Source organism: Pseudomonas sp. SID14000 (assembly GCF_002165135.1).
GTDB lineage: Bacteria > Pseudomonadota > Gammaproteobacteria > Pseudomonadales > Pseudomonadaceae > Aquipseudomonas.
This window is the reverse complement of record NZ_NFZQ01000007.1, coordinates 25,036-47,340: the sequence shown is the minus strand read 5'-3', so window position 1 is coordinate 47,340 and position 22,305 is coordinate 25,036. Positions and strand designations below refer to the sequence as shown.

The 22,305-nt window shown below is 62.4% G+C and carries 18 protein-coding genes; 2 read left to right on the top strand and 16 right to left on the bottom strand.

Annotated elements, in window-relative coordinates; genetic code table 11:
* Nucleotides 1-49 precede the first annotated feature (49 nt).
* From dnaE to rpsB, 16 genes are all read right to left on the bottom strand, one after another.
* Complete coding sequence (dnaE, locus tag CAY82_RS12050) at nucleotides 50-3,574, bottom strand: DNA polymerase III subunit alpha (protein WP_087501406.1); 3,525 nt, start codon at nucleotides 3,572-3,574, stop codon at nucleotides 50-52.
* Nucleotides 3,575-3,826: 252 nt separating this feature from the next.
* Complete coding sequence (rnhB, locus tag CAY82_RS12045; RefSeq protein WP_087501405.1) at nucleotides 3,827-4,450, bottom strand: ribonuclease HII; 624 nt, start codon at nucleotides 4,448-4,450, stop codon at nucleotides 3,827-3,829.
* Between the two features lies 1 nt (nucleotide 4,451).
* Complete coding sequence (lpxB, locus tag CAY82_RS12040) at nucleotides 4,452-5,579, bottom strand: lipid-A-disaccharide synthase (protein WP_087501404.1); 1,128 nt, start codon at nucleotides 5,577-5,579, stop codon at nucleotides 4,452-4,454.
* Between the two features lies 1 nt (nucleotide 5,580).
* Nucleotides 5,581-6,357 (bottom strand): acyl-ACP--UDP-N-acetylglucosamine O-acyltransferase, encoded by a 777-nt coding sequence (gene lpxA, locus CAY82_RS12035; RefSeq protein ID WP_087501403.1) that lies wholly within the window; start codon nucleotides 6,355-6,357, stop codon nucleotides 5,581-5,583.
* Nucleotides 6,354-6,794: a 3-hydroxyacyl-ACP dehydratase FabZ gene (gene fabZ, locus CAY82_RS12030; RefSeq protein WP_028634990.1), complete on the bottom strand. Its 441-nt coding sequence runs from the start codon at nucleotides 6,792-6,794 to the stop codon at nucleotides 6,354-6,356. Before fabZ ends, lpxA begins: the two co-directional genes overlap by 4 nt.
* A gap of 114 nt (nucleotides 6,795-6,908) precedes the next feature.
* Nucleotides 6,909-7,964, bottom strand: a complete 1,056-nt coding sequence (gene lpxD, locus CAY82_RS12025; protein ID WP_087501402.1) for a UDP-3-O-(3-hydroxymyristoyl)glucosamine N-acyltransferase — start codon at nucleotides 7,962-7,964, stop codon at nucleotides 6,909-6,911.
* A gap of 1 nt (nucleotide 7,965) precedes the next feature.
* Complete coding sequence (locus CAY82_RS12020; RefSeq protein ID WP_087501401.1) at nucleotides 7,966-8,469, bottom strand: OmpH family outer membrane protein; 504 nt, start codon at nucleotides 8,467-8,469, stop codon at nucleotides 7,966-7,968.
* Nucleotides 8,470-8,513: 44 nt separating this feature from the next.
* Nucleotides 8,514-10,874 carry an outer membrane protein assembly factor BamA gene (gene bamA / locus CAY82_RS12015; protein WP_087501400.1) on the bottom strand — a complete coding sequence of 787 codons (2,361 nt, stop codon included), beginning with the start codon at nucleotides 10,872-10,874 and terminating at the stop codon, nucleotides 8,514-8,516.
* Between the two features lie 74 nt (nucleotides 10,875-10,948).
* Nucleotides 10,949-12,301: an RIP metalloprotease RseP gene (gene rseP, locus CAY82_RS12010; RefSeq protein WP_087501399.1), complete on the bottom strand. Its 1,353-nt coding sequence runs from the start codon at nucleotides 12,299-12,301 to the stop codon at nucleotides 10,949-10,951.
* A gap of 72 nt (nucleotides 12,302-12,373) precedes the next feature.
* Complete coding sequence (ispC, locus tag CAY82_RS12005) at nucleotides 12,374-13,564, bottom strand: 1-deoxy-D-xylulose-5-phosphate reductoisomerase (protein WP_087501398.1); 1,191 nt, start codon at nucleotides 13,562-13,564, stop codon at nucleotides 12,374-12,376.
* Complete coding sequence (locus CAY82_RS12000; RefSeq protein ID WP_087501397.1) at nucleotides 13,561-14,376, bottom strand: phosphatidate cytidylyltransferase; 816 nt, start codon at nucleotides 14,374-14,376, stop codon at nucleotides 13,561-13,563. Before CAY82_RS12000 ends, ispC begins: the two co-directional genes overlap by 4 nt.
* On the bottom strand, nucleotides 14,376-15,131 hold the full coding sequence (gene uppS / locus CAY82_RS11995; RefSeq protein ID WP_063911507.1) for a polyprenyl diphosphate synthase: 756 nt from the start codon (nucleotides 15,129-15,131) through the stop codon (nucleotides 14,376-14,378). Before uppS ends, CAY82_RS12000 begins: the two co-directional genes overlap by 1 nt.
* A 15-nt stretch (nucleotides 15,132-15,146) precedes the next feature.
* A complete protein-coding gene (frr, locus tag CAY82_RS11990) occupies nucleotides 15,147-15,704 on the bottom strand; it encodes a ribosome recycling factor (protein WP_087501396.1) in 558 nt (185 codons plus the stop codon).
* A complete protein-coding gene (pyrH, locus tag CAY82_RS11985) occupies nucleotides 15,701-16,444 on the bottom strand; it encodes a UMP kinase (protein WP_003252294.1) in 744 nt (247 codons plus the stop codon). Before pyrH ends, frr begins: the two co-directional genes overlap by 4 nt.
* A 180-nt stretch (nucleotides 16,445-16,624) precedes the next feature.
* The gene (gene tsf, locus CAY82_RS11980) at nucleotides 16,625-17,488 is read right to left on the bottom strand and encodes a translation elongation factor Ts (protein ID WP_087501395.1); all 864 of its coding nucleotides are present in this window, start codon (nucleotides 17,486-17,488) and stop codon (nucleotides 16,625-16,627) included.
* Between the two features lie 186 nt (nucleotides 17,489-17,674).
* Nucleotides 17,675-18,412: a 30S ribosomal protein S2 gene (gene rpsB / locus CAY82_RS11975; protein ID WP_046616139.1), complete on the bottom strand. Its 738-nt coding sequence runs from the start codon at nucleotides 18,410-18,412 to the stop codon at nucleotides 17,675-17,677.
* Between the two features lie 345 nt (nucleotides 18,413-18,757).
* On the opposite strand from rpsB, the gene map reads away from it, so the two are divergent.
* A complete protein-coding gene (map, locus tag CAY82_RS11970) occupies nucleotides 18,758-19,540 on the top strand; it encodes a type I methionyl aminopeptidase (protein ID WP_087501394.1) in 783 nt (260 codons plus the stop codon).
* 41 nt (nucleotides 19,541-19,581) lie between these two features.
* On the top strand, nucleotides 19,582-22,284 hold the full coding sequence (locus CAY82_RS11965; protein ID WP_087501393.1) for a [protein-PII] uridylyltransferase: 2,703 nt from the start codon (nucleotides 19,582-19,584) through the stop codon (nucleotides 22,282-22,284).
* Nucleotides 22,285-22,305: the final 21 nt, after the last annotated feature.

Genomic DNA, 22,305 nt, shown 5'->3' with positions numbered 1-22,305 from the left:
ACCTTAAGGGATCAGGCGCATTCAGGTCGAGATTAAATTTTTTGTCGGTTCAACGATATTGCAGGAAGACGTTCTCACGCCCGAACTGGTCACGCAGCGCCTGAATCAGCCCATCGGCCGGGTCGATGGCCCACTGATCACCGAACTGCAGCATGGCCTTGGCGTCACTGCCGGTGTACTCAAGAGTGATCGGGCAAGCACCGCGATGGCGGGTGATCAGCTCGCCCAGCCACTTCAGCCGGTCACCCTTGAGCGCTTCGTGTGCCACCTTCAGGCGCAGGCTCTCGGCAAGCTTGGTGCGCGCGTCCTCCATGGTCATCACCTGCTTCACCCGCAGGCGCAGGCCACCGGAGAAATCGTCGTTGCTGACCTCACCTTCGACCACCACCATGGCATCGGTCTGCAGCAACGACTGTGCCGCCATGAAGGCATCGGCAAACAGCGAAGCCTCGATGCGCCCGGAGCGGTCATCCAGGGTGACGAAGCCCATCTTGTCGCCCTTCTTGTTCTTCATCACCCGCAGGGCAATGATCATGCCGGCGATGGTCTGGGTATCGCGTGATGGCTTGAGGTCAATGATGCGCTGGCGGGCGAAGCGGCGGATCTCGGTCTCGTACTCGTCGATCGGGTGGCCAGTGAGGTACAGGCCAAGGGTGTCCTTCTCGCCCTTCAGGCGTTCCTTGAGGGTCAGCGGGCGCACTTTGCGGTGGTTGACGTAGACGTCGGCGTCCACTTCGTCGAACATGCCGCCGAACAGGTCGACATGGCCACTGTCAGCGGTATGGGCGGCCTGCTCGGCAGCCTTGATGGCCTCGCCCAGTGCCGAGAGCAAGGTTGCACGGTTGATGTCGATGTTGGCGTGGTAGGCCTTGATCTCGTCATGGAAGTGCGGTCCCAGGCGGTCCAGCGCGCCACTGCGGATCAGCGCGTCGAGGGTACGCTTGTTGACCCGCTTGAGGTCGATGCGCTCACAGAAATCGAACAGGTCCTTGAACGGCCCCCCCTGGGCACGGGCCTCGACGATCGCCTCCACCGGGCCTTCACCGACGCCCTTGATAGCGCCCAGCCCGTAGACGATACGCCCGTCATCGTTGACGGTGAACTTGAAGTCGGAGAAGTTCACGTCCGGCGCGTCGAGGCGCAGCTTCATGCTGCGCACTTCCTCGACCAGCACCACCACCTTGTCGGTGTTGTGCATATCTGCCGACAGCACTGCGGCCATGAATGGCGCCGGATGATGGGTTTTCAGCCAGGCGGTCTGGTACGACACCAGGCCGTAGGCGGCGGAGTGGGATTTGTTGAAGCCGTAACCGGCAAATTTCTCCACCAGGTCGAAGATGTTGCCGGCAAGATCCGCGTCGATATTGTTATTGGCGCAACCCTCGATGAAACCACCGCGCTGCTTGGCCATCTCCTCGGGCTTTTTCTTACCCATGGCCCGGCGCAACATGTCGGCGCCACCAAGGGTGTAGCCAGCCATCACCTGGGCGATCTGCATCACCTGCTCCTGGTACAGGATGATGCCATAGGTGGGTGCCAGTACCGGCTTCAGGCCTTCATACTGGTAGTCCGGGTGCGGGTAGGCCAGCTCGGCGCGGCCGTGCTTGCGGTTGATGAAGTCGTCCACCATGCCCGACTGCAACGGGCCCGGGCGGAACAGTGCCACCAGTGCGATCAGGTCTTCCAGGCAGTCGGGCTTGAGCTTCTTGATCAGCTCCTTCATGCCACGCGATTCAAGCTGGAACACCGCCGTGGTTTCGGCCTTCTGCAACAGCTCGTAGGTCTTGCGGTCGTCCAGCGGGATGAAGTCGATGTTGACGTCGGGCAGGTTCTTCTTGGCCTGCTCCCGGTTGATGATCTCCATCGCCCACTTGATGATGGTCAGGGTCCGCAGGCCGAGGAAGTCGAACTTCACCAGGCCCGCGGCCTCGACGTCATCCTTGTCGAACTGGGTCACCAGGCCGCCACCCTCTTCGTCACAGGCGATCGGCGAGAAGTCGGTGAGCTTGGTCGGGGCGATGACCACACCACCGGCGTGCTTGCCGGTACCCCGCGTCACGCCTTCGAGCTTCAGAGCCATGTCCCAGATCTCGCGGGCGTCTTCGTCGCCCTTGAGGAAGTCTCGCAGGATCTCTTCCTGCTCGTAGGCCTTCTCCAGGGTCATGCCCACTTCGAACGGGATCATCTTCGACAGACGGTCGGCCAGGCCGTAGGACTTGCCCTGTACCCGCGCTACGTCTCGTACCACCGCCTTCGCCGCCATGGTACCGAAGGTGATGATCTGGCTGACCGCGTTACGGCCATAGGCTTCGGCCACATAGTCGATCACCCGGTCACGGCCATCCATGCAGAAGTCGACGTCGAAGTCGGGCATGGAAATACGTTCGGGGTTGAGGAAGCGCTCGAACAGCAGGTCGTAGGCCAGCGGGTCGAGGTCGGTGATCTTCAGCACGTAGGCCACCAGCGAGCCGGCACCCGACCCCCGGCCCGGGCCGACCGGCACGCCGTTGTTCTTGGCCCACTTGATGAAGTCCATCACGATCAGGAAGTAACCGGGGAAGCCCATCTGGATGATGATGTCCAGTTCGAACTTCAGGCGGTCCAGGTAGACCTGGCGCTTCTCTTCGTAATTGGGCGTGGTCTCTTTCGGCCAAAGCACCGCCAGGCGCTCTTCCAGGCCTTCGTGGGACACATGCCGCAGGTAGTCATCGATTCCCATGCCGTTGGGCGTGGGAAAGTCGGGCAGAAAGTACTTGCCCAGTTGCACCTGGATGTTGCAGCGCTTGGCGATCTCGACCGTGTTGGCGATGGCGTCGGGCAAGTCGCTGAACAGCTCGGCCATTTCATCGGCCGACTTCAGGTACTGCTGGTCGCTGTACATCCTTGGCCGGCGCGGATCGTCGAGGGTCCAGCCCTCACCGATGCACACGCGGGTTTCGTGAGCGTCGAAGTCCGACTGCTTGATGAAACGCACATCGTTGGTTGCCACCAGCGGAGCCCCGAACTTGTCCGCCAGGGCCACGGCAGCGTGCACATATTCCTCGTCGCGGGCGCGGTTGGTGCGCTGCACTTCGACATAAAAGCGCTCGGGGAACATTGCCATCCAGTCCTGCAGCAGGGCCTCGGCTTCATCTTGCCGACCGGCCAGCAAGGCCATGCCGATGTCGCCCTCCTTGCCTGCAGACAGGGCGATCAGGCCCTCGCTGGCGGGGGCGATCCATTCACGCTGGAGGATGACCAGACCGTTGCGCTGGCCGTCGGTCCAGCCGCGCGAGATCAGTTCGGTGAGGTTGCGGTAGCCCTTTGGGTTCATGGCCAGGAAGCAGATACGCGACAGCGGAGCTTCCGGGTCGGCGGCGGCCAGCCACAGGTCGGCGCCGCAGATCGGCTTGATGCCGGCGCCCATGGCGGTCTTGTAGAACTTCACCAGCGAGCACATGTTGCTCTGGTCGGTGATCGCCACCGCCGGCATGTTCATCCCGGCCAGCGCCTTGGCCAGCGGCTTGATCCGCACCAGGCCGTCGACCAGCGAGAATTCGGAGTGGACGCGCAGGTGAACGAAGGGAACCGACATGGAAGATCCTGTAGCAGTGCTGAACGACAAGGGCGGGATTGTAGCTTAATTGAGGATAGGATTTGGGGTTGCGGTGTCGGGCAGAGAATAAAGAATGTGCGCGCACCGCCGCCCCTGTGGGAGCGGGTTCATCGAGGCGTCGAACCGCCGCGAAGAATCCAACGCGGTGTATGGCACCGGCTGCGCCGGTGTTCGCGGCTAAAGCCGCTCCCACAGAGGATAGCGTGACGCCTGCAGCAACGAACTAATAGGTCAGATCAGGGAGTCGATGACGCCTTCACGTGCATCCCACGCAGCCCGCACCGGGGCAAAGGAGCGCCGATGAATGGGCGTAGGCCCCAACCGTGCCAGCGCCTCGAGGTGCACCGGGGTCGGGTAGCCCTTGTGCCCGCCAATGCCATAACCAGGGTAGATCAGCTCGAATGCGCTCATCTCCCGGTCACGGGTCACCTTGGCCAGGATCGACGCCGCCGCGATGGCCGGTACCTGGCTGTCACCCTTGACTACCGGCGACGCCGGTACGGCCAGTTTCGGGCAGCGGTTACCGTCGATCAAGGCCAGCTTCGGTGTAATGTGCAGGCCCTCCACTGCGCGTTGCATGGCCAGCATGGTGGCCTGCAGGATATTCAGGCGGTCGATTTCCTCGACCTCGGCGCGGGCGATGCAGAAGCTCAGGGCCTTTTCGCAGATCTCGTCGAACAGCGCCTCGCGCTTGGCTTCGGTGAGTTTCTTCGAATCGTTCAGGCCGAGGATCGGGCGCGCCGGGTCGAGGATCACCGCCGCAGTCACCACTGCGCCGCACAGCGGGCCACGGCCCACTTCGTCGACACCGGCGACCAGGTCTTCGACCAGGTTGAAGTCCAGTCCAATTTGCATGTCAGCGGTCCTTGAGCAAGGCCAGTACCGCCTCGGCCGCCTGGTTGGAGGCGTCACGGCGCAGGGTGCGATGAATTTCGTCGAAACGTTCGGTCTGCTGGCTGCCATCGGCTACCAGCGGCGCCAGGGTGCTGGCCAGGGTTTCGCTGGTGGCGGCGTCCTGCAGCAGCTCGGGCACCAGCGCACGCTGAGCCAGCAGGTTCGGCAACGACACGTAAGGGCTCTTCACCAGGCGCTTGAGGATCCAGAAGGTCAGGGGAGCCAGGCGATAAGCCACTACCATCGGCCGCTTGTACAGCAGCGCTTCGAGGGTGGCGGTACCCGAGGCGATCAGCACCACGTCACAGGCCGCCAGGGCCTGGTGCGACTGGCCATCGAGCAGGGTCAGCGGCAACTCGCGCCCTTCGAGCATCTGCTCGACCTGGGCGCGCCGCGCGGCATTGGCGCAGGGCAGCACGAAACGCACACCCGGTAACTGCTGGAGCAGCCGTTCGGCGGCATCCAGGAACAGCGCCCCCAGGCGCCCTACTTCGCCGCCCCGGCTGCCTGGCATCAACGCCACTACCGGACCATCGCCCAGGCCCAGCGCAGCACGCGCCGCCGGGCGGTCGGCTTCGAGCGGGATGGTGTCGGCCAACGGGTGGCCGACGAAGCGCACCGGCACGCCCTGCTCCTCATAGAACCGCGCCTCGAATGGCAACAGCGTCAGCATCAAGTCGCAACCTTCGCGAATCTTCAGCACGCGCTTCTGCCGCCATGCCCAGACCGACGGGCTGACGTAGTGTACGGTCTTGATCCCGGCCTGGCGCAGTTTCAGTTCGATGTTGAGGGTGAAATCAGGGGCATCGATGCCGATGAATACATCGGGCCTTTCGTCGATCAGGGTCTGGATCAGCAGCTTGCGGCGCTTGAGCAGCTCGCGCAGGCGCCCCAATACTTCGACCAGGCCCATGACCGCCAGGCGCTCCATGGGGAAATAGGATTGCAGGCCTTCGGCTTCCATCAAGGGGCCGCCAACACCAATGAACCGTACGTCGGGATGGCGTGCCTTGAGGGCACGCATCAAGCCTGAACCGAGAATGTCGCCGCTGGCCTCACCTGCGACCAAGGCTACGCAAAGCTGAGCCATGTCAGCGGGTGATGCCGCGAGCGGAGTTCACGATCGACTGACGGAACAGCTCGACCTCAGGGTGCTTCGCAGCCAGCTCCTCCAGTTCCTTGAGCGCGTCTTCGACGGTCAGGCCCTGGCGATAGACGATCTTGTAGCAACGGCGCAGCACGTGGATCACCTCGTCGCTGAAACCCCGGCGGCGCATACCTTCGAAGTTCATGCTGCGGGCTTCGGCCGGGCTGCCGAACACGGTGACGAAGGCCGGGACATCCTTGCCGATCGCCGTGCCCATGCCGGAAAACGCATGGGCACCGATATGGCAGTACTGGTGCACCAGGGTGTAGCCGGACAGGATCGCCCAGTCGCCCACGTGCACATGACCGGCCAGGGCCGTGTTGTTGACCAGGATGCAGTGGTTGCCGATGACGCTGTCGTGGCCGATATGGGCATAGGCCATGATCAGGTTGTGGTCGCCCACAGTGGTTTCCGAGCGGTCCTGGACGGTGCCGCGGTGAATGGTCACCCCTTCACGGATCACATTGTGGTCGCCGATCACCAGACGCGTCGGCTCACCCTTGTACTTGAGGTCCGGGGTATCTTCGCCGATCGAGGAAAACTGAAAGATACGGTTGTGCTTGCCGATGCGGGTAGGCCCTTTGAGCACAACATGCGGGCCGATAACGGTGCCCTCCCCGATTTCCACATCGGGGCCAACGATCGACCAGGGGCCGACCTCGACACCGTCGGCCAGCTTGGCCGACGGGTCGATAATGGCCCGAGGATCAATCGAACTCATAGGGAGCGTTCCGCGCAAGTGATTTCTGCCGAGCAAACCGGCTTGCCGTCGACCAGGGCGCGGCACTCGAACTTCCAGATCATGCTCTTGCGGCTGAGGAACTTGGCTTCCAGCACCAACTGGTCACCCGGCAGTACCGGCTGACGGAAACGCAGCTTGTCGGAGCCGACGAAGTAGTACAGGGTGCCATCGGCCGGCTTGGCGTCGAGCATCTTGAAACCGAGGATACCAGCGGCCTGTGCCATGGCTTCGATGATCAGGACGCCCGGCATGATCGGGTGCGCCGGAAAATGGCCGTTGAAGAACGGCTCGTTGATGCTGACATTCTTGTAGGCACGAATGCTCTGGGCCTCGTAGTCCAGATCCGTCACGCGATCCACCAGCAGGAACGGGTAACGGTGAGGCAGGTATTCGCGAATCTCGTTGATGTCCATCATTTCGGGGGGGAAGCCTGTAATAAGAATAGGGAGCGCAGGTGCTGACCACACGCTCCTTTTGCAGTCCAAAGAGGAGCCAGCTAGCGACTGTTCACTCTTGCTCAGGGAATGGTATCAGCCTTCTGATGCCGGCTGGCCACCTGAGGTCACGGTATCGACGCGTTTTTCCAGCTGCTGGAGACGCTTGGCCATGTCGTCCAGGTGCCGGATACGCGCGGCGCTCTTGCGCCATTCAGCCAGTGGCTGCATGGCAGTGCCGGAAGAATAGGCACCCGGTTCGGTGATCGAACGGGTCACCATGGTCATCCCGGATACGAAAACGTTATCACAGACATCGATATGACCCACCATGCCAACACCGCCGGCAATAGTGCAATGCTTGCCGATGCGCGTACTGCCGGAAATCCCGACGCAAGCGGCCATGGCTGTATGCTCACCGATCTGCACGTTGTGGGCGATCTGGATCTGGTTGTCGAGCTTGACCCCGTCAGCGATTCGCGTGTCCGACAGCGCACCACGATCGACTGCGGTGTTGACACCGATTTCCACGTCGTCGCCGATGGTCACGCCACCGATCTGGGCGATCTTGCGCCACACGCCCTTCTCGTTGGCAAAGCCGAAGCCTTCACCGCCGATCACCGCACCCGACTGGATGACCACACGCTTGCCAATGGTCACATCATGGTACAGGGTGACCCGCGGGGCCAGCCAACCGCCCTCACCGATCACGCAACGGGCACCGATCACGCAGTGTGCACCCACGCTGACATTGGCTGCGATGCGCGCACCGCTCTCGATGACTACAAACGGCCCGATGCTGGCACTGGCATCCACTTGCGCGTCCCCGGCCACCACGGCGCTGGGATGAATACCCGCCACAGCCTTGGGTTTGGGGTCGAACAGGTGGGAAATACGCGCGTAGGCCAGGTAGGGATCGGCGACGATCAGCGCATTGCCGGCAAAGCCTTCGGCGTCCGCCGCCTTCAGCAGCACCGCAGCCGCCTGACTGCTATCCAGGAACTTGCGGTACTGTGGGTTGGCGAGGAAGCTCAACTGACCGGGGCCAGCCTCCTGCAAGGTGGCCAGCCCGGTAATCTGCAGCGCCTCGGGCCCCTTTAGGGTGGCGCCGAGGGCCTCGGCCAACTGGCCTAGCGTCATGGTCACGGTCATATCAACGGGCTTGGTTCATGCGCTCGATGACCTGGCGGGTGATGTCGTACTGAGGCTTGACATCGATAACCGCGCCACGCTCGAGGACCAGGTCGTAACCACCTTTCTTGATCACTTCCTCGACAGCACCATCCAGCTTCGGCTTCAGTTGCTTGAGCATGTCGCGGTCGGCAACGGCCTTGGCTTCATTCAGCTCCTTGGACTGGAACTGGAAGTCACGGGCTTTTTGCTTGAACTCGAGCTCCAGGCGCTCACGCTCCTGCTGCTGCATCTTGTCGCCACCCTTGATCAGACGATCCTGGATGCCCTTGGCGCTGCTTTCCAGGTTTTTCAGCTTGGTCAGTTGCGGGCCGAACTTCTTCTCGGCATCCACCGCGTATTTCTTGGCGGCATCCGATTCCAGCAGGGCCATCTGATAGTTCAGGACGGCAACCTTCATTTCGGCGAAAGCCGGGGTGGCGACCAGCGCCGCGGCCACTACGGCCAGTTGAGTCAACTTACGCACGATGCACTCCTGGATAAACCGTTGTCATTAAGCAAGGACCGACCTCAGAAGGTCTGGCCCAGAGAGAATTGGAACACCTGGGTATCGGCATCGTCCGGCTTCTTGACCGGCATTGCCAGGCTGAAGCTCAGCGGGCCCAGTGCAGTGATCCAGGTCACGCCCAGGCCGACCGAACTGGCCATGCCCGAGAAACCGACCTTCTCGCAATCAGGCTGGTTGCCACAATTGGTATCGAACACGTTACCCACGTCCCAGAACACGGAGGTGCGCAGCGAACGCTGGTCCTTGACGAACGGCATCGGGAACAGCAGCTCGACACCGCCTTGTACCAGCACGTTGCCACCAAACGGCAACGGATCCTGGTCCGGGTCACGGATGGTACCCGGCTTGCCACCGTCGGCCTCGCCGCGGCTTGGGGTACTGCGTGGGCCCAGGCTGCTGTCCTTGAAGCCACGGACGGAGTTGAAACCACCCGCGAAGTAGTTCTCGTAGAACGGCAGGCCGGAGGTGCTGCCGTAGCCATCACCATAGCCCAGCTCGGTATGCAGGCGCAGGGTGTAGTCATTGGTGATCGGCTTGAACAGCTGGCCACGGTAGTCGAGCTTGAAGAACGACAGGTCGCTGCCCGGAATGGTGGATTCCAGTGTCAGGCTCTGGGAGTGACCGCGAGTTGCCAGCACGCCCTTGTTCAGAGTCGATTCGGACCAGCCGATCGAGGCCTTGAAGTTCAGGAAGTTGTCGCCTTCCTCTTCGAGGAAGTCGAAGATCTCGTCAACGGTGTACTTGCCGGTCTTGATCTTGTCCTGCTGCACGCTCAAGCCATAGGTCAGGCGCGAGGTCTCGCTGATCGGGTAGCCGAGGCTGACGCCTGCACCGTAGCTGTCCACCGCATAGCTGGCAACGTCGACGTCAAGGTCGTCGTAGTCAGTGCTGCGGTAGAAGGCGTTGTAGCCCAGGCTCACGCCGTCGGCGGTGAAGTAGGGGTCAACGAAGCCGAAGTTGTAGCGGGTCTGGTATTCCGAACGGGTCAGGCCGATGGACACCTTGTTACCGGTACCGAGGAAGTTGCTCTGGCTGATCGAACCACCAAGGATCAGGCCGGCGCTTTGGGCGAAACCGACGCTGGCGGTGATCGAGCCGGAGGCCTGCTCCTCGACGCTGTAGTTGACATCGACCTGGTCGTCGGTGCCAGGCACCGCAGGGGTTTCGACGTTGACTTCCTTGAAGAAGCCCAGGCGCTCCAGGCGGGTCTTGGACTGGTCGATCAGGTAGGTCGAGGCCCAGCCACCTTCCATCTGGCGCATCTCGCGACGCAGTACTTCGTCTTCGGTCTTGGTGTTGCCGCGGTAGTTGATGCGGTTGACGTACGCACGCTTGCCGGGGTCGACCACGAACATGATGTCGACGGTGTGGTCTTCATCGTTCGGCTGCGGCACGCCGTTGACGTTGGCGAAGGTATAGCCTTCGTTACCCAGGCGACGGGTGATCAGCTCTGAAGTGCTGGTCATCACCTTGCGCGAGAACACCTGGCCAGGCTGCACCAACAGCAGCGACTTGACCTGGTCTTCCGGCACCTTAAGGTCACCGGACAGCTTCACGTCGCGAACGGTGTACTTCTCGCCTTCGTTGATGTTGACGGTGATGTAGACGTGTTTCTTGTCCGGCGTGATGGACACCTGGGTGGAAGCGATGTCCATGTTGATGTAGCCGCGGTCCAGGTAGTAGGAACGCAGGCGCTCCAGGTCACCGGAGAGCTTTTCGCGGGCGTACTTGTCGTCGTTCTTGAAGAACGACAGCCAGTTGGTGGTCTTCAGCTCGAACAGCTGCGCCAGGGTCTCGTCGTCGAACACGTTGTTGCCAACGATGTTGATGTGCTGGATGGCGGCAACGGTGCCTTCGTTGATCTTGATCTTCAGCGCCACGCGGTTGCGCGGTTGCGGCACCACCTCGGCGTCGACCTCGGCAGAGTAGCGGCCCTGGGCCACGTACTGGCGCTGCAACTCGTTACGCACACCTTCGAGGGTGGCACGCTGGAAGATCTCGCCTTCGGCCAGGCCCGATTGCTTCAGGCCCTTCATCAGGTCTTCGGTGCTGATCGCCTTGTTGCCTTCGATCTCGATGCTCGACACCGACGGGCGCTCGACCACGTTGATGATCAGGACATTGCCATCGCGGTTCAGCTGGATGTCCTGGAAGAAGCCAGTCTTGAACAGGGAACGGGTCGACTCCACCAGGCGGCGGTCATCAGCCTGGTCGCCGACGTTCAGCGGCAAGGCACCGAAGACACTGCCGGCGGAAACCCGCTGCAGGCCGTTGACGCGAATATCGGAGATGGTGAAGGACTCGGCGTGAACTTCAGCGATCATCAGTGCGGACATGACCGCAGTTAGCAGCAGACGTTTCATGAAGTCCTTTTATTCCAACTGGCAATAAACAACCCGCCGTGACAAAACGGCAGGTTTCGCAATTGAGCGAAGCTTTATAGTCGACCCAGATCGTTGATCAGGGCGAGCAACATCACCCCTATGACCAAACTGATACCGATCTGGACCCCCCAACCTTGCACCCGATCCGACAGCGGACGACCGCGCACCCACTCGACCAGGTAAAACAGCAAATGCCCCCCATCCAGAACCGGGATGGGCAGCAGGTTAAGAACCCCCAGGCTTATGCTCAGGTAGGCCAGGAAATTCAGGAAATCCCCCACGCCGGACTGGGCTGAAGCGCCCGCCACTTTAGCAATGGTTATCGGTCCGCTCAAGTTTTTTACCGAGAGCTCCCCGAACAGCATTTTCTTCAGCGATTCAAGGGTCAGGACGCTCATGCTCCAGGTACGCGACAACCCCTCACCCACTGCATCGAGCGGGCCGTAGCTGACTTCGCGAAGCATGTTGGCAGGCCATTCGCCACCTTTTACCCCGGCGCCAAGGTAGCCACCGGCAGCCTTGCCCTCACCCTTGCGCGCCAGGGTGACCGGTACGTCCAGCGCAGCACCATCGCGCTCGACACGCACCACTATCCTGGCTTGCGGGCGCGCCCGCACGGCATCGACCACCTGCTGCCATTCGTTCACGGCCACGCCATCGAAGGCCAGCAGCTTGTCACCGGTTTTCAGGCCCGCAGCGGCAGCCGGGCCCTTCGGGTCGATCTCGGCCAGCACCGGCACGATCGCCGGGCGCCAAGGGTGCAACCCCAGGGACTGGATCGGGTCCGGCTCGTCGGCCCCCTTGAGCCAACTCTGCAGCTTCACCTGCAGCAGGCGCTCGGCACTGGCGCCCTCTTCACGCACGCCAACCTGCAAGGTGCCGCTCTCGCCCAGACGGCGAACCAGCTGAAGGTTGACTGCCGACCAACCATTGGTCGGTTTGCCGTCGATGGAAACAATTTCCTGACCTGCGGTCAGGCCCGCCGATGCTGCCAGGCTGCCAGCATCGACCGCACCGATCACCGGGCGGATCTGCTGGGTACCCAGCATCGCCAGCACCCAGAAGAACAGGATGGCCAGCAGGAAGTTGGCAACCGGCCCCGCCGCGACGATAGCGATGCGCTGGCGCACGGACTTGCGGTTGAACGACTGCCCGAGCAGCGCCGGCGGCACGTCGCCCTCGCGCTCATCGAGCATCTTGACGTAACCACCCAGCGGGATCGCCGCGATTACGAACTCGGTGCCATGGCGGTCATGCCAGCGCAGCAGCGGCGTGCCGAAGCCCACCGAGAAGCGCAGCACCTTGACGCCACAGCGGCGTGCCACCCAGAAGTGGCCGAACTCATGGAAGGTGACCAGCACACCCAAGGCTATAAGGGTGCCGATAATCATGTAGAGCGCTGTCATATCCATCTCCGAATGATGTTCAGCGGGCCGGCATCATGCCCAGCCCCCCTCATGAACCGTGGCAGGCCTGCATCAGCGACCGTGACGCCTCAGCCACTCACGGGAAAGCTCCCGGGCACGCTGGTCGGCGGCGAACACCGCGTCCAGCGACGGCAGCGGTACGACGGGCTCCTGGTCGAGCACCTGTTCGATCATACCCGCGATTTCCGGGAAGCGGATACGCCGCTGGAGAAATGCCTCGACCGCAACCTCGTTGACCGCATTGAGCACGGCCGGTGCGCTGTTGCCGGCCTCGGCAGCCTGCCGCGCCAGGCGCAGGCAAGGGAAGCGCTGTTCGTCGGGCGCCTGGAAATCCAGACGGGCGATGGCGAACAGGTCCAGCGGGGCCACCCCGGAATCGATCCGCTCGGGCCAGGCCAGGGCGTTGGCGATGGGCGTGCGCATATCCGGGTTACCCAGCTGCGCCAGCACCGAACCATCCACGTAGTCCACCAGGGAGTGGATCACGCTCTGCGGGTGCACCACTACCTCGACCTTGGCCGGTGCGGCATCGAACAGCCAACAGGCCTCGATCAGCTCCAGGCCCTTGTTCATCATGCTGGCCGAATCCACGGAAATCTTGCGCCCCATGGACCAGTTGGGGTGCGCGCAGGCCTGCTCCGGAGTGACGTCCAGCAGGGCCTTGACGGGGGTCTCGCGGAACGGCCCACCGGAGGCAGTGAGCAGGATCCGGCGCACGCCGACGGCACTCAGGCCGCGCGCGTAGTCGACGGGCATGCACTGGAAGATCGCGTTGTGCTCGCTGTCGATCGGCAGCAGCACGGCGCCACTGCGCCGCACCGCCTCGATGAACAGCGCGCCGGACATCACCAGCGCCTCCTTGTTGGCCAGCAACACCTTCTTGCCCGCCTCGACCGCCGCCAGGGTTGGGCGCAGGCCGGCAGCGCCGACGATGGCCGCCATCACCGCGTCCACTTCCGGTGCAGAAGCCACCTGGCACAGCCCGGCCTCGCCTTCCAGCACCTCGGTGGCACAGCCTGATACAGCCAGGCTCTCACGCAGTCGCACGGCCGCCTCGGCGCTTGGCACCACGGCAAACGACGGGCGATGGAGCAGGCACAGGGCCAGCAGTTCGTCGATACGCGAAAAGCCGCTCAGGGCGAACACCTGGTAGCGGTCAGGATGGCGCGCGATGACATCCAGCGTGCTCAGGCCGATGGAGCCGGTGGCCCCGAGCACGGTAATACGCTGCGGACGACTCACATCACACCCCATTCGGCAGCCCACAGCAGCACGGCGAAAATCGGGATCGCCGCGGTCAGGCTGTCGATACGGTCGAGCACCCCACCGTGGCCTGGCAACAGGTTGCTGCTGTCCTTGATGCCGGAACGGCGCTTGAACATGCTTTCGGTCAGGTCACCGACCACCGAAGACATGACCACCAGCGCGGCCCCCATCAGGCCCAGCAGAATCTGGCCGAAGGACCAATCGCGACTGATGCCGACCACCAGGGCAATCGCCAGGCTGACCGCCAGGCCGCCATACACGCCTTCCCAGCTCTTGCCCGGGCTGACCTGTGGCGCCAGCTTGCGCTTGCCGAAGGCACGACCAGAGAAGTACGCGCCAATATCGGCAGCCCAGACCAGCACCATGACCGACAGGATCAGCCAGTTACCCAGTGGCCAGTGCTTGAGCAGCACAAGCCCCTGCCAGGCCGGCAGCAATACCAGCAGGCCGATCAGCAACCGGCAGGCGGCACTGGCCCACAGCTCGCTGCTGCGCGGGTAGGTAAGCACAAGCCAGGTGGCCAACCCCCACCAGATCACTGCGGCGCCCAGCACCCAGGGTGCCAGCTCCGGAAGGATGTACAGCAGCATCAGCGCTCCGGCGACGACCACGGCATAGGCGATGCGCAGCGGCTGGGCCATCAGCCCGGCCAGGCGCGCCCACTCCCAGGCGCCGAGGGTCACCACAAAGCCGATGAACAGGGCGAAATCCCCACCATTGAGCAGGAAGAAGCCACCCAGCGCGATCGGCAGCAGGATCAGCGCGGTAATGATGCGTTGTTTAAGCATTAAGCACGAGCTCCAGCCTCGACCTGCTCGCTGGTCTTACCGAAGCGGCGCTGGCGCGAAGCGAAATCGGCCAGGGCGTTGCGCATGGCCTCGTGTTTGAAGTCCGGCCAGTACAGGTCGGAGAAGTACAGCTCGGCGTAGGCCAGTTGCCACAGCAGGAAGTTGCTGATGCGGTGCTCGCCACCGGTGCGGATGCACAGGTCCGGCAGCGGCAGCTCGCCGGTTGCCAGGCAGGTCTGCAGCAGGTCCGGGGTGATATCTTCAGGGCGCAGATGCCCGGCTTGCACTTCCCGCGCCAACCGCTGGGCGGCCTGGGCGATGTCCCACTGGCCACCGTAGTTGGCCGCGATCTGCAGGATGAAGCGGTTGTTGCCGGCGGTCAGCGCCTCCGCCTCGCGCATGGCAGCCTGCAGCTCGGGATGGAAACGCGAACGGTCACCGATGATACGCAGGCTGATGTTGTTCTCGTTGAGGCGCTTGGCCTCGCGGCGCAAGGCCGAGAAGAACAACTCCATCAACGCACCGACCTCTTCGGCGGGACGCTGCCAGTTCTCGCTGGAGAAGGCGAACAGGGTCAGTACCTCGACCCCGGACTCGGCACAGACTTCGATGACCGCGCGAACGGCGTCGACACCTGCCTTGTGCCCGGCAACGCCGGGCAGCAGGCGCTTCTTCGCCCAGCGGTTGTTGCCATCCATGATGATCGCGACATGACGCGGCACCGAGGACGGCGCCGCTGGCTTGGTCTTTTCCATTAAAAAACCCCGGCCTTAGACGGCCATCAGGTCCTTTTCCTTGGCTTTGAAGGCGGCATCGACTTCGGCAACGAACTTGTCGGTCAGCTTCTGGATCTCGTCAGCGGCGCGACGCTCTTCGTCTTCGCTGATTTCCTTGTCCTTGGTCAGCTTCTTCAGGTCAGCCAGGGCATCACGGCGCACGTTGCGCACGGCCACCTTGGCATCCTCGGCAACGCCGCTGGCCTGCTTGGTGTAGCCCTTGCGGGTTTCCTCGGTCAGGGCCGGCATCGGCACACGGATGGTAGTACCGGCGCTGGATGGGTTCAGGCCCAGGTCAGAGGTAAGGATGGCCTTCTCGATGGCGGCGCTGAGGTTCTTGTCGTGAGCGACGATCTTCAGGGTACGGGCATCTTCGACGGTGATCGCGGCCACCTGGTTCAGCGGCATCTCGCTGCCCCAGGCCGGGACCTTGACGCTGTCCAGGATGCTTGGGTGAGCGCGACCGGTGCGGATTGCCGCCAGGTTGCGAGCCAGGGCCTCGAGGGACTTGGTCATGCGCTCCTGCGCGTCTTTCTTGATGTCGTTGATCATGCTTGGCCTTCCTCGATCAGAGTACCTTCAGCGCCACCCACCACGATGTTCAGCAGGGCGCCAGGCTTGTTCATGTTGAATACCCGCAATGGCATCTTGTGGTCACGGCACAGGCAGATTGCGGTCAGGTCCATCACACCCAGCTTGCGATCCAGGACCTCGTCGTAGGTCAGGTGATCGAACTTCTCGGCATGCGGGTCCTTGAATGGATCGGCAGTGTACACACCATCGACCTTGGTCGCCTTCAGCACCACGTCGGCATCGATTTCGATGGCGCGCAGGCAGGCCGCGGAGTCGGTGGTGAAGAACGGGTTGCCGGTACCGGCGGAGAAAATTACCACATCCCCGGAGTTGAGGTGGCGAATAGCTTTGCGACGATCGTAATGATCGGTGACACCGACCATGGAAATGGCCGACATGACCAGGGCCGGGATATTCGAGCGCTCCAGCGCGTCGCGCATGGCCAGGCCGTTCATCACGGTGGCCAGCATGCCCATGTGGTCACCGGTGACGCGATCCATGCCGGCTGCGCTGAGCGCGGCGCCGCGGAACAGGTTGCCACCACCGATCACCAGGCCGACCTGGACACCGATCCCTACCAGCTGGCCAACTTCAAGGGCCATGCGATCCAGCACTTTCGGGTCGATCCCGAAGTCTTCCGAGCCCATCAGGGCCTCGCCGCTAAGTTTGAGCAAAATGCGTTTATAGCGAGGTTGGCGACCACTCACCTGCTGAGCCATTGCGAGTCTCTCCTGCGGCGTACTTTTAGAAAATTCGTGCGGGCTGTTTGCAGCCTGCTAACTGTAGCGTGGCACCGCTTCGGTGCCAGCGGCGGCGGGCCTTATAAACCCTTCGCCGTTTTGACAAAGAGGCTGCGCGCGTGAGCGGGCAGCCTCTTTGGGGCGACAGACGGGGCTGTCTTACTGCTTGGCAGCAGCGACCTGAGCGGCAACTTCTTCAGCGAAGTTGTCGACTGGCTTCTCGATACCTTCGCCGACCTTGAAGTAGGTGAAGGAAACGATTTCAGCGCCGGCTTTCTTGGCCAGCTCGCCAACCTTGACTTCCGGGTTCATGACGAAGGCTTGCTCGACCAGCGAGGCTTCGGCCAGGAACTTCGAGATACGACCTTTGATCATGTTCTCGACGATGTTTTCCGGCTTGCCGGCGATCTTGTCAGCGTTCAGCTGCAGGAAGACGCCCTTCTCGCGCTCGATGGCTTCGGCCGATACTTCCGACGGCAGCAGGAACTCAGGGTTCGAAGCTGCAACGTGCATGGCGATGTTCTTGGCCAGATCGACGTCGCCGCCTTTCAGGACAACGGCAGCGCCGATCTTGTTGCCGTGCAGGTAGGCGCCGACAACGTCACCCTCAACACGCACCAGGCGACGGATGTTGACGTTCTCGCCGCACTTGGCAACCAGGGCTTCACGAGCAGCTTCACGCGAAGCGATCAGCGGAGCAGCGTCGGTCAGCTTCTGGGCAAAGGCTTCTTCGATGCTTTCGGCAACGAAGTTCTTGAAGTCGTCTTGCAGGGCCAGGAAGTCGGTCTGCGAGTTCACTTCCAGCAGGACGGCAGATTTACCGTCGGTCTTGACGGCGATAGCGCCTTCAGCAGCGACGTTGCCAGCCTTTTTGGCGGCCTTGATGGCGCCCGAGGCACGCATGTCATCAATGGCTTTTTCGATGTCGCCGCCGGCCTTTTCCAGGGCCTTCTTGCAATCCATCATGCCTTCGCCGGTACGCTCGCGCAGTTCTTTGACCAGCGCTGCAGTAATTGCTGCCATTTCAAAATCCTCTTGGAAAGTTTTTCAACCATTCCACCCGTTCGTCACGGGCGTTCAATTCTGCAAATCCGCTGCATTTATCTCAGCGAGCCCATGATGCGGGGCCGATGCTGACAGCAGGATTTCAAGGTGGCAAAAAGGGGGCAGAGCCCCCTTTTTGCGTGCCAAGTCGACGCTAGCGTCTAATTACTCGGCAGCAGGTGCAGCCGCTTCTTCAGCGTAAACTTCGGTGCCGCCGGCAACGTTGTTGCGGCCGCGGATGACTGCGTCAGCCATCGAAGTCATGTACAGCTCGATAGCGCGGATGGCGTCATCGTTACCTGGGATGATGTAGTCAACACCTTCCGGGCTGCTGTTGGTATCGACAACGCCGATAACCGGGATGCCCAGCTTGTTGGCTTCGGTGATCGCGATGCGCTCGTGATCAACGTCGATAACGAACAGAGCGTCTGGCAGACCGCCCATGTCCTTGATACCGCCCAGGCTGCGATCCAGTTTTTCCAGGTCGCGGGAGCGCATCAGGGCTTCTTTCTTGGTCAGCTTGGCGAAAGTGCCGTCTTCGGCCTGGGTTTCCAGGTCGCGCAGACGCTTGATCGAAGCACGGATGGTCTTGTAGTTGGTCAGCATGCCGCCCAACCAACGGTGGTCAACGTACGGCGAACCGCAACGAGCAGCTTGCTCGGCGACGATCTTGCCGGCGGAACGCTTGGTGCCGACGAACAGGATCTTGTTCTTGCCCTGGGCCAGGCGCTCTACGAACGCCAGAGCGTCGTTGAACATCGGCAGGGTTTTTTCCAGGTTGACGATGTGGATCTTGTTACGCGCGCCGAAAATGTACTTGCCCATTTTCGGGTTCCAGTAACGGGTCTGGTGGCCGAAGTGCACACCGGCCTTCAGCATATCGCGCATGTTGACTTGGGACATGATAGTTCCTTGATAAGTCGGGTTGGGCCTCCACGTATCCCAATGACCAACCCGCGAATTCTGCAACTCGGGGCACCCAGGTCATCGTGTCGACACGTGTGTGGGTTAAGTGCTGACGGGGTCACCCCGAAAGCGGCGCATTTTATACCACAGACCGCGGCCGAACGGAACCCGGATACTGTTGCGTCCGTCAGCAGTTTTTGCAGCACCCCGGCTTTCGCGCCAGAATGCCAGCTATAGACAGCAGCATGGCCGCCTTTATCCCGACCGATCGGCGCCCCGCTCTGCTAGAATCCGGCCTTTCCCGTTTGTTCGCGCCTTATCCGGCGCTGTAGAGAGCCTGTAATGACCGTCACCATCAAGACCGCAGAAGACATCGAGAAGATGCGCATCGCTGGCCGTCTGGCCGCCGAGGTGCTGGAAATGATCGAAGAACACGTCAAGCCCGGTGTCACCACCGAAGAGCTGGACCGCCTGTGCCACGACTACATCGTCAACGTCCAGCAGGCCATCCCGGCACCGCTCAACTACAAGGGCTACCCGAAGTCGATCTGCACCTCGATCAACCATGTGGTCTGCCACGGCATCCCCAACGACAAGCCACTCAAGGACGGCGACACGCTGAACATCGACGTCACCGTGATCAAGGACGGCTACCACGGCGACACCAGCCGTATGTTCCACGTCGGCACCGTGCCGGTATGGGCCGAGCGCCTGTCCAAGGTCACCCAGGAGTGCATGTACAAGGCCATCGAGCTGGTCAGGCCGGGCTGCCGCCTGGGCGACATCGGCGAAGTGATCCAGAAGCACGCTGAAAAGAACGGTTTCTCGGTAGTGCGCGAGTTCTGCGGCCACGGCATCGGCAAGGTGTTCCACGAAGAGCCGCAGATCCTGCACTACGGCCGCGCCGGCACCGGCATGGAACTGAAGGAAGGCATGACCTTCACCATCGAGCCGATGATCAACCAGGGCAAGGCCGACACCAAGGTGCTGGGCGACGGCTGGACCGCCATCACCAAGGACCGCAAGCTCTCGGCCCAGTGGGAACACACCCTGGTGGTGACCGCGACCGGCTACGAGATTTTCACCCTGCGCAAGGACGACACCATCCCGCGCACCTCGGCCTGAACGCACTCCGACAGGCCACCCCACGACAGGAACGTGACGCGATGCCCCAGGTGGACCCCGAGCTGTTCGACCGCGGCCAGTTCCAGGCGGAACTGGCCCTCAAGGCGAGCCCCATCGCCGCCTTCAAGAAAGCCATCCGCCAGGCCGGCGAGGTGCTCGACAAGCGTTTCCGCAGTGGCAGCGAAATCCGTCCACTGATCGAGGCCCGTGCCTGGCTCGTCGACAATATCCTGCAACAGGCCTGGAACCAGTTCGACTGGGGCGACCAGGGCGGCATCGCCCTTGTCGCGGTGGGTGGCTACGGGCGCGGTGAACTGCACCCGCATTCGGACATCGACCTGCTGATCTTGCTGGGCGCTGCCGAGCACGAGCAGTACCGCGACGCCATCGAGCGGTTTCTCACCCTGCTGTGGGACATCGGCCTGGAAGTGGGCCAGAGCGTGCGCACCGTCGACGAGTGTGCCGAGCAGGCCCGCGCTGACCTGACGGTCATCACCAACCTGATGGAAAGCCGCACCATTGCCGGCCCCGAGGCCCTGCGCCAGCACATGCTGGAGGTGACCAGCACGTCGCACATGTGGCCGAGCAAGGACTTTTTCCTGGCCAAGCGAGCCGAACTCAAGGCCCGCCACCACAAATACAACGACACCGAGTACAACCTCGAACCCAATGTGAAAGGTTCACCCGGTGGCCTGCGCGACATCCAGACAGTGCTATGGGTGGCCCGCCGCCAGTACGGCACCCTCAACCTGCACGCGCTGGCCGGCGAAGGTTTCCTGCTGGAAAGCGAGAACGAACTGCTGGCCTCGTCCCAGGACTTCCTGTGGAAGGTGCGCTACGCCTTGCACATGCTGGCCGGGCGCGCCGAGGACCGCCTGCTGTTCGACCACCAGCGCAGCATCGCCGCACTGCTGGGCTACAAAGACGACAACCCCAAGCGGGCGATCGAACAGTTCATGCAGCAGTACTACCGGGTGGTGATGAGCATCAGCCAGCTGTGCGACCTGATCATCCAGCACTTCGAGGAGGTCATCCTCGCCGACGACGACAGCGGCACCACTCAGCCGCTGAACGCGCGCTTCCGCCTGCATGACGGCTATATAGAAGCGGTCAGGCCGAACGTGTTCAAGCGCACGCCGTTCGCCATGCTGGAAATCTTCGTGCTCATGGCCCAGCACCCCGAGATCAAGGGCGTACGCGCCGATACCGTGCGGCTGCTGCGCGAGCACCGGCACCTGATCGACGACACCTTCCGCACCGATATCCGCAACACCAGCCTGTTCATCGAGCTGTTCAAGTGCGAAATCGGCATCCACCGCAACCTGCGGCGAATGAACCGTTACGGCATCCTTGGCCGCTACCTGCCGGAATTCGGCCTGATCGTCGGGCAGATGCAACACGACCTGTTTCACATCTATACGGTCGATGCGCACACCCTCAACCTCATCAAGCACCTGCGCAAGCTGCAATACACGCCGGTATCCGAAAAATTCCCGCTTGCCAGCAAGCTCATGGGCCGCCTGCCCAAGCCCGAGCTGATCTACCTGGCCGGCCTGTACCACGACATCGGCAAGGGCCGCCAGGGCGACCATTCCGAACTGGGCGCGCTGGATGCGCAGAAGTTCTGCGAACGCCACCAGTTGCCGCCCTGGGACAGCCGGCTGATCGTCTGGCTGGTGCAAAACCACCTGGTGATGTCGACCACCGCACAGCGCAAAGACCTGTCCGACCCTCAGGTGATCAACGATTTTGCCCTGCACGTGGGCGACGAGACGCGCCTGGACTACCTGTACGTGCTGACCGTGGCCGATATCAACGCCACCAACCCCAGCTTGTGGAACTCATGGCGGGCCAGCCTGCTGCGCCAGCTGTACACCGAGACCAAGCGCGCCCTGCGCCGTGGCCTGGAAAACCCGCTGGACCGCGAAGAGCAGATTCGCCAGACCCAATCGGCGGCGCTGGACATCCTGGTGCGTGAGGGCACCGACCCGGACGACGTCGAGCAACTGTGGTCGCAGTTGGGCGATGACTACTTCCTCAAACACACCGCCGCCGACGTGGCCTGGCACAGTGACGCGATCCTCCAGCAGCCGGCCGATGGCGGGCCGCTGGTACTGATCAAGGAAACCACCCAGCGCGAGTTCGAGGGTGGCACGCAGATCTTCATCTACGCCCCCGACCAGCACGACTTCTTTGCCGTGACGGTGGCGGCCATGTCGCAGCTGAACCTGAACATTCATGACGCGCGGATCATCACTTCGAGCAGCCAGTTCACCCTCGACACCTACATCGTGCTGGACAACGACGGCGGCTCGATCGGCGACAACCCGCAGCGGGTCAAGCAGATTCGCGACGGCCTGACCGAAGCGCTGCGCAACCCCGAGGACTACCCGACCATCATCCAGCGTCGGGTACCGCGCCAGCTCAAGCACTTCGACTTCCCGCCACAGGTGACCATCCTCAACGATGCCCAGCGACCGGTGACCATCCTCGAAATCACCGCGCCCGACCGCCCAGGCCTGCTGGCCAGGCTGGGGCGCATCTTCCTGGAGTTCGACCTGTCGCTGCAGAACGCCAAGATCGCCACCCTTGGCGAGCGGGTGGAAGACGTTTTCTTCATCACCGATGCCGACAACCAGCCGCTGTCCGACCCACAGCTGTGCAGCCGACTGCAGGAGGCCATCGTCCAGCAGTTGCAGGCCGGCCAGGTCAGCGATGCCAGCCCTACCCGCGTAACTTTTTAACGACTAGACGATTGACGAGAT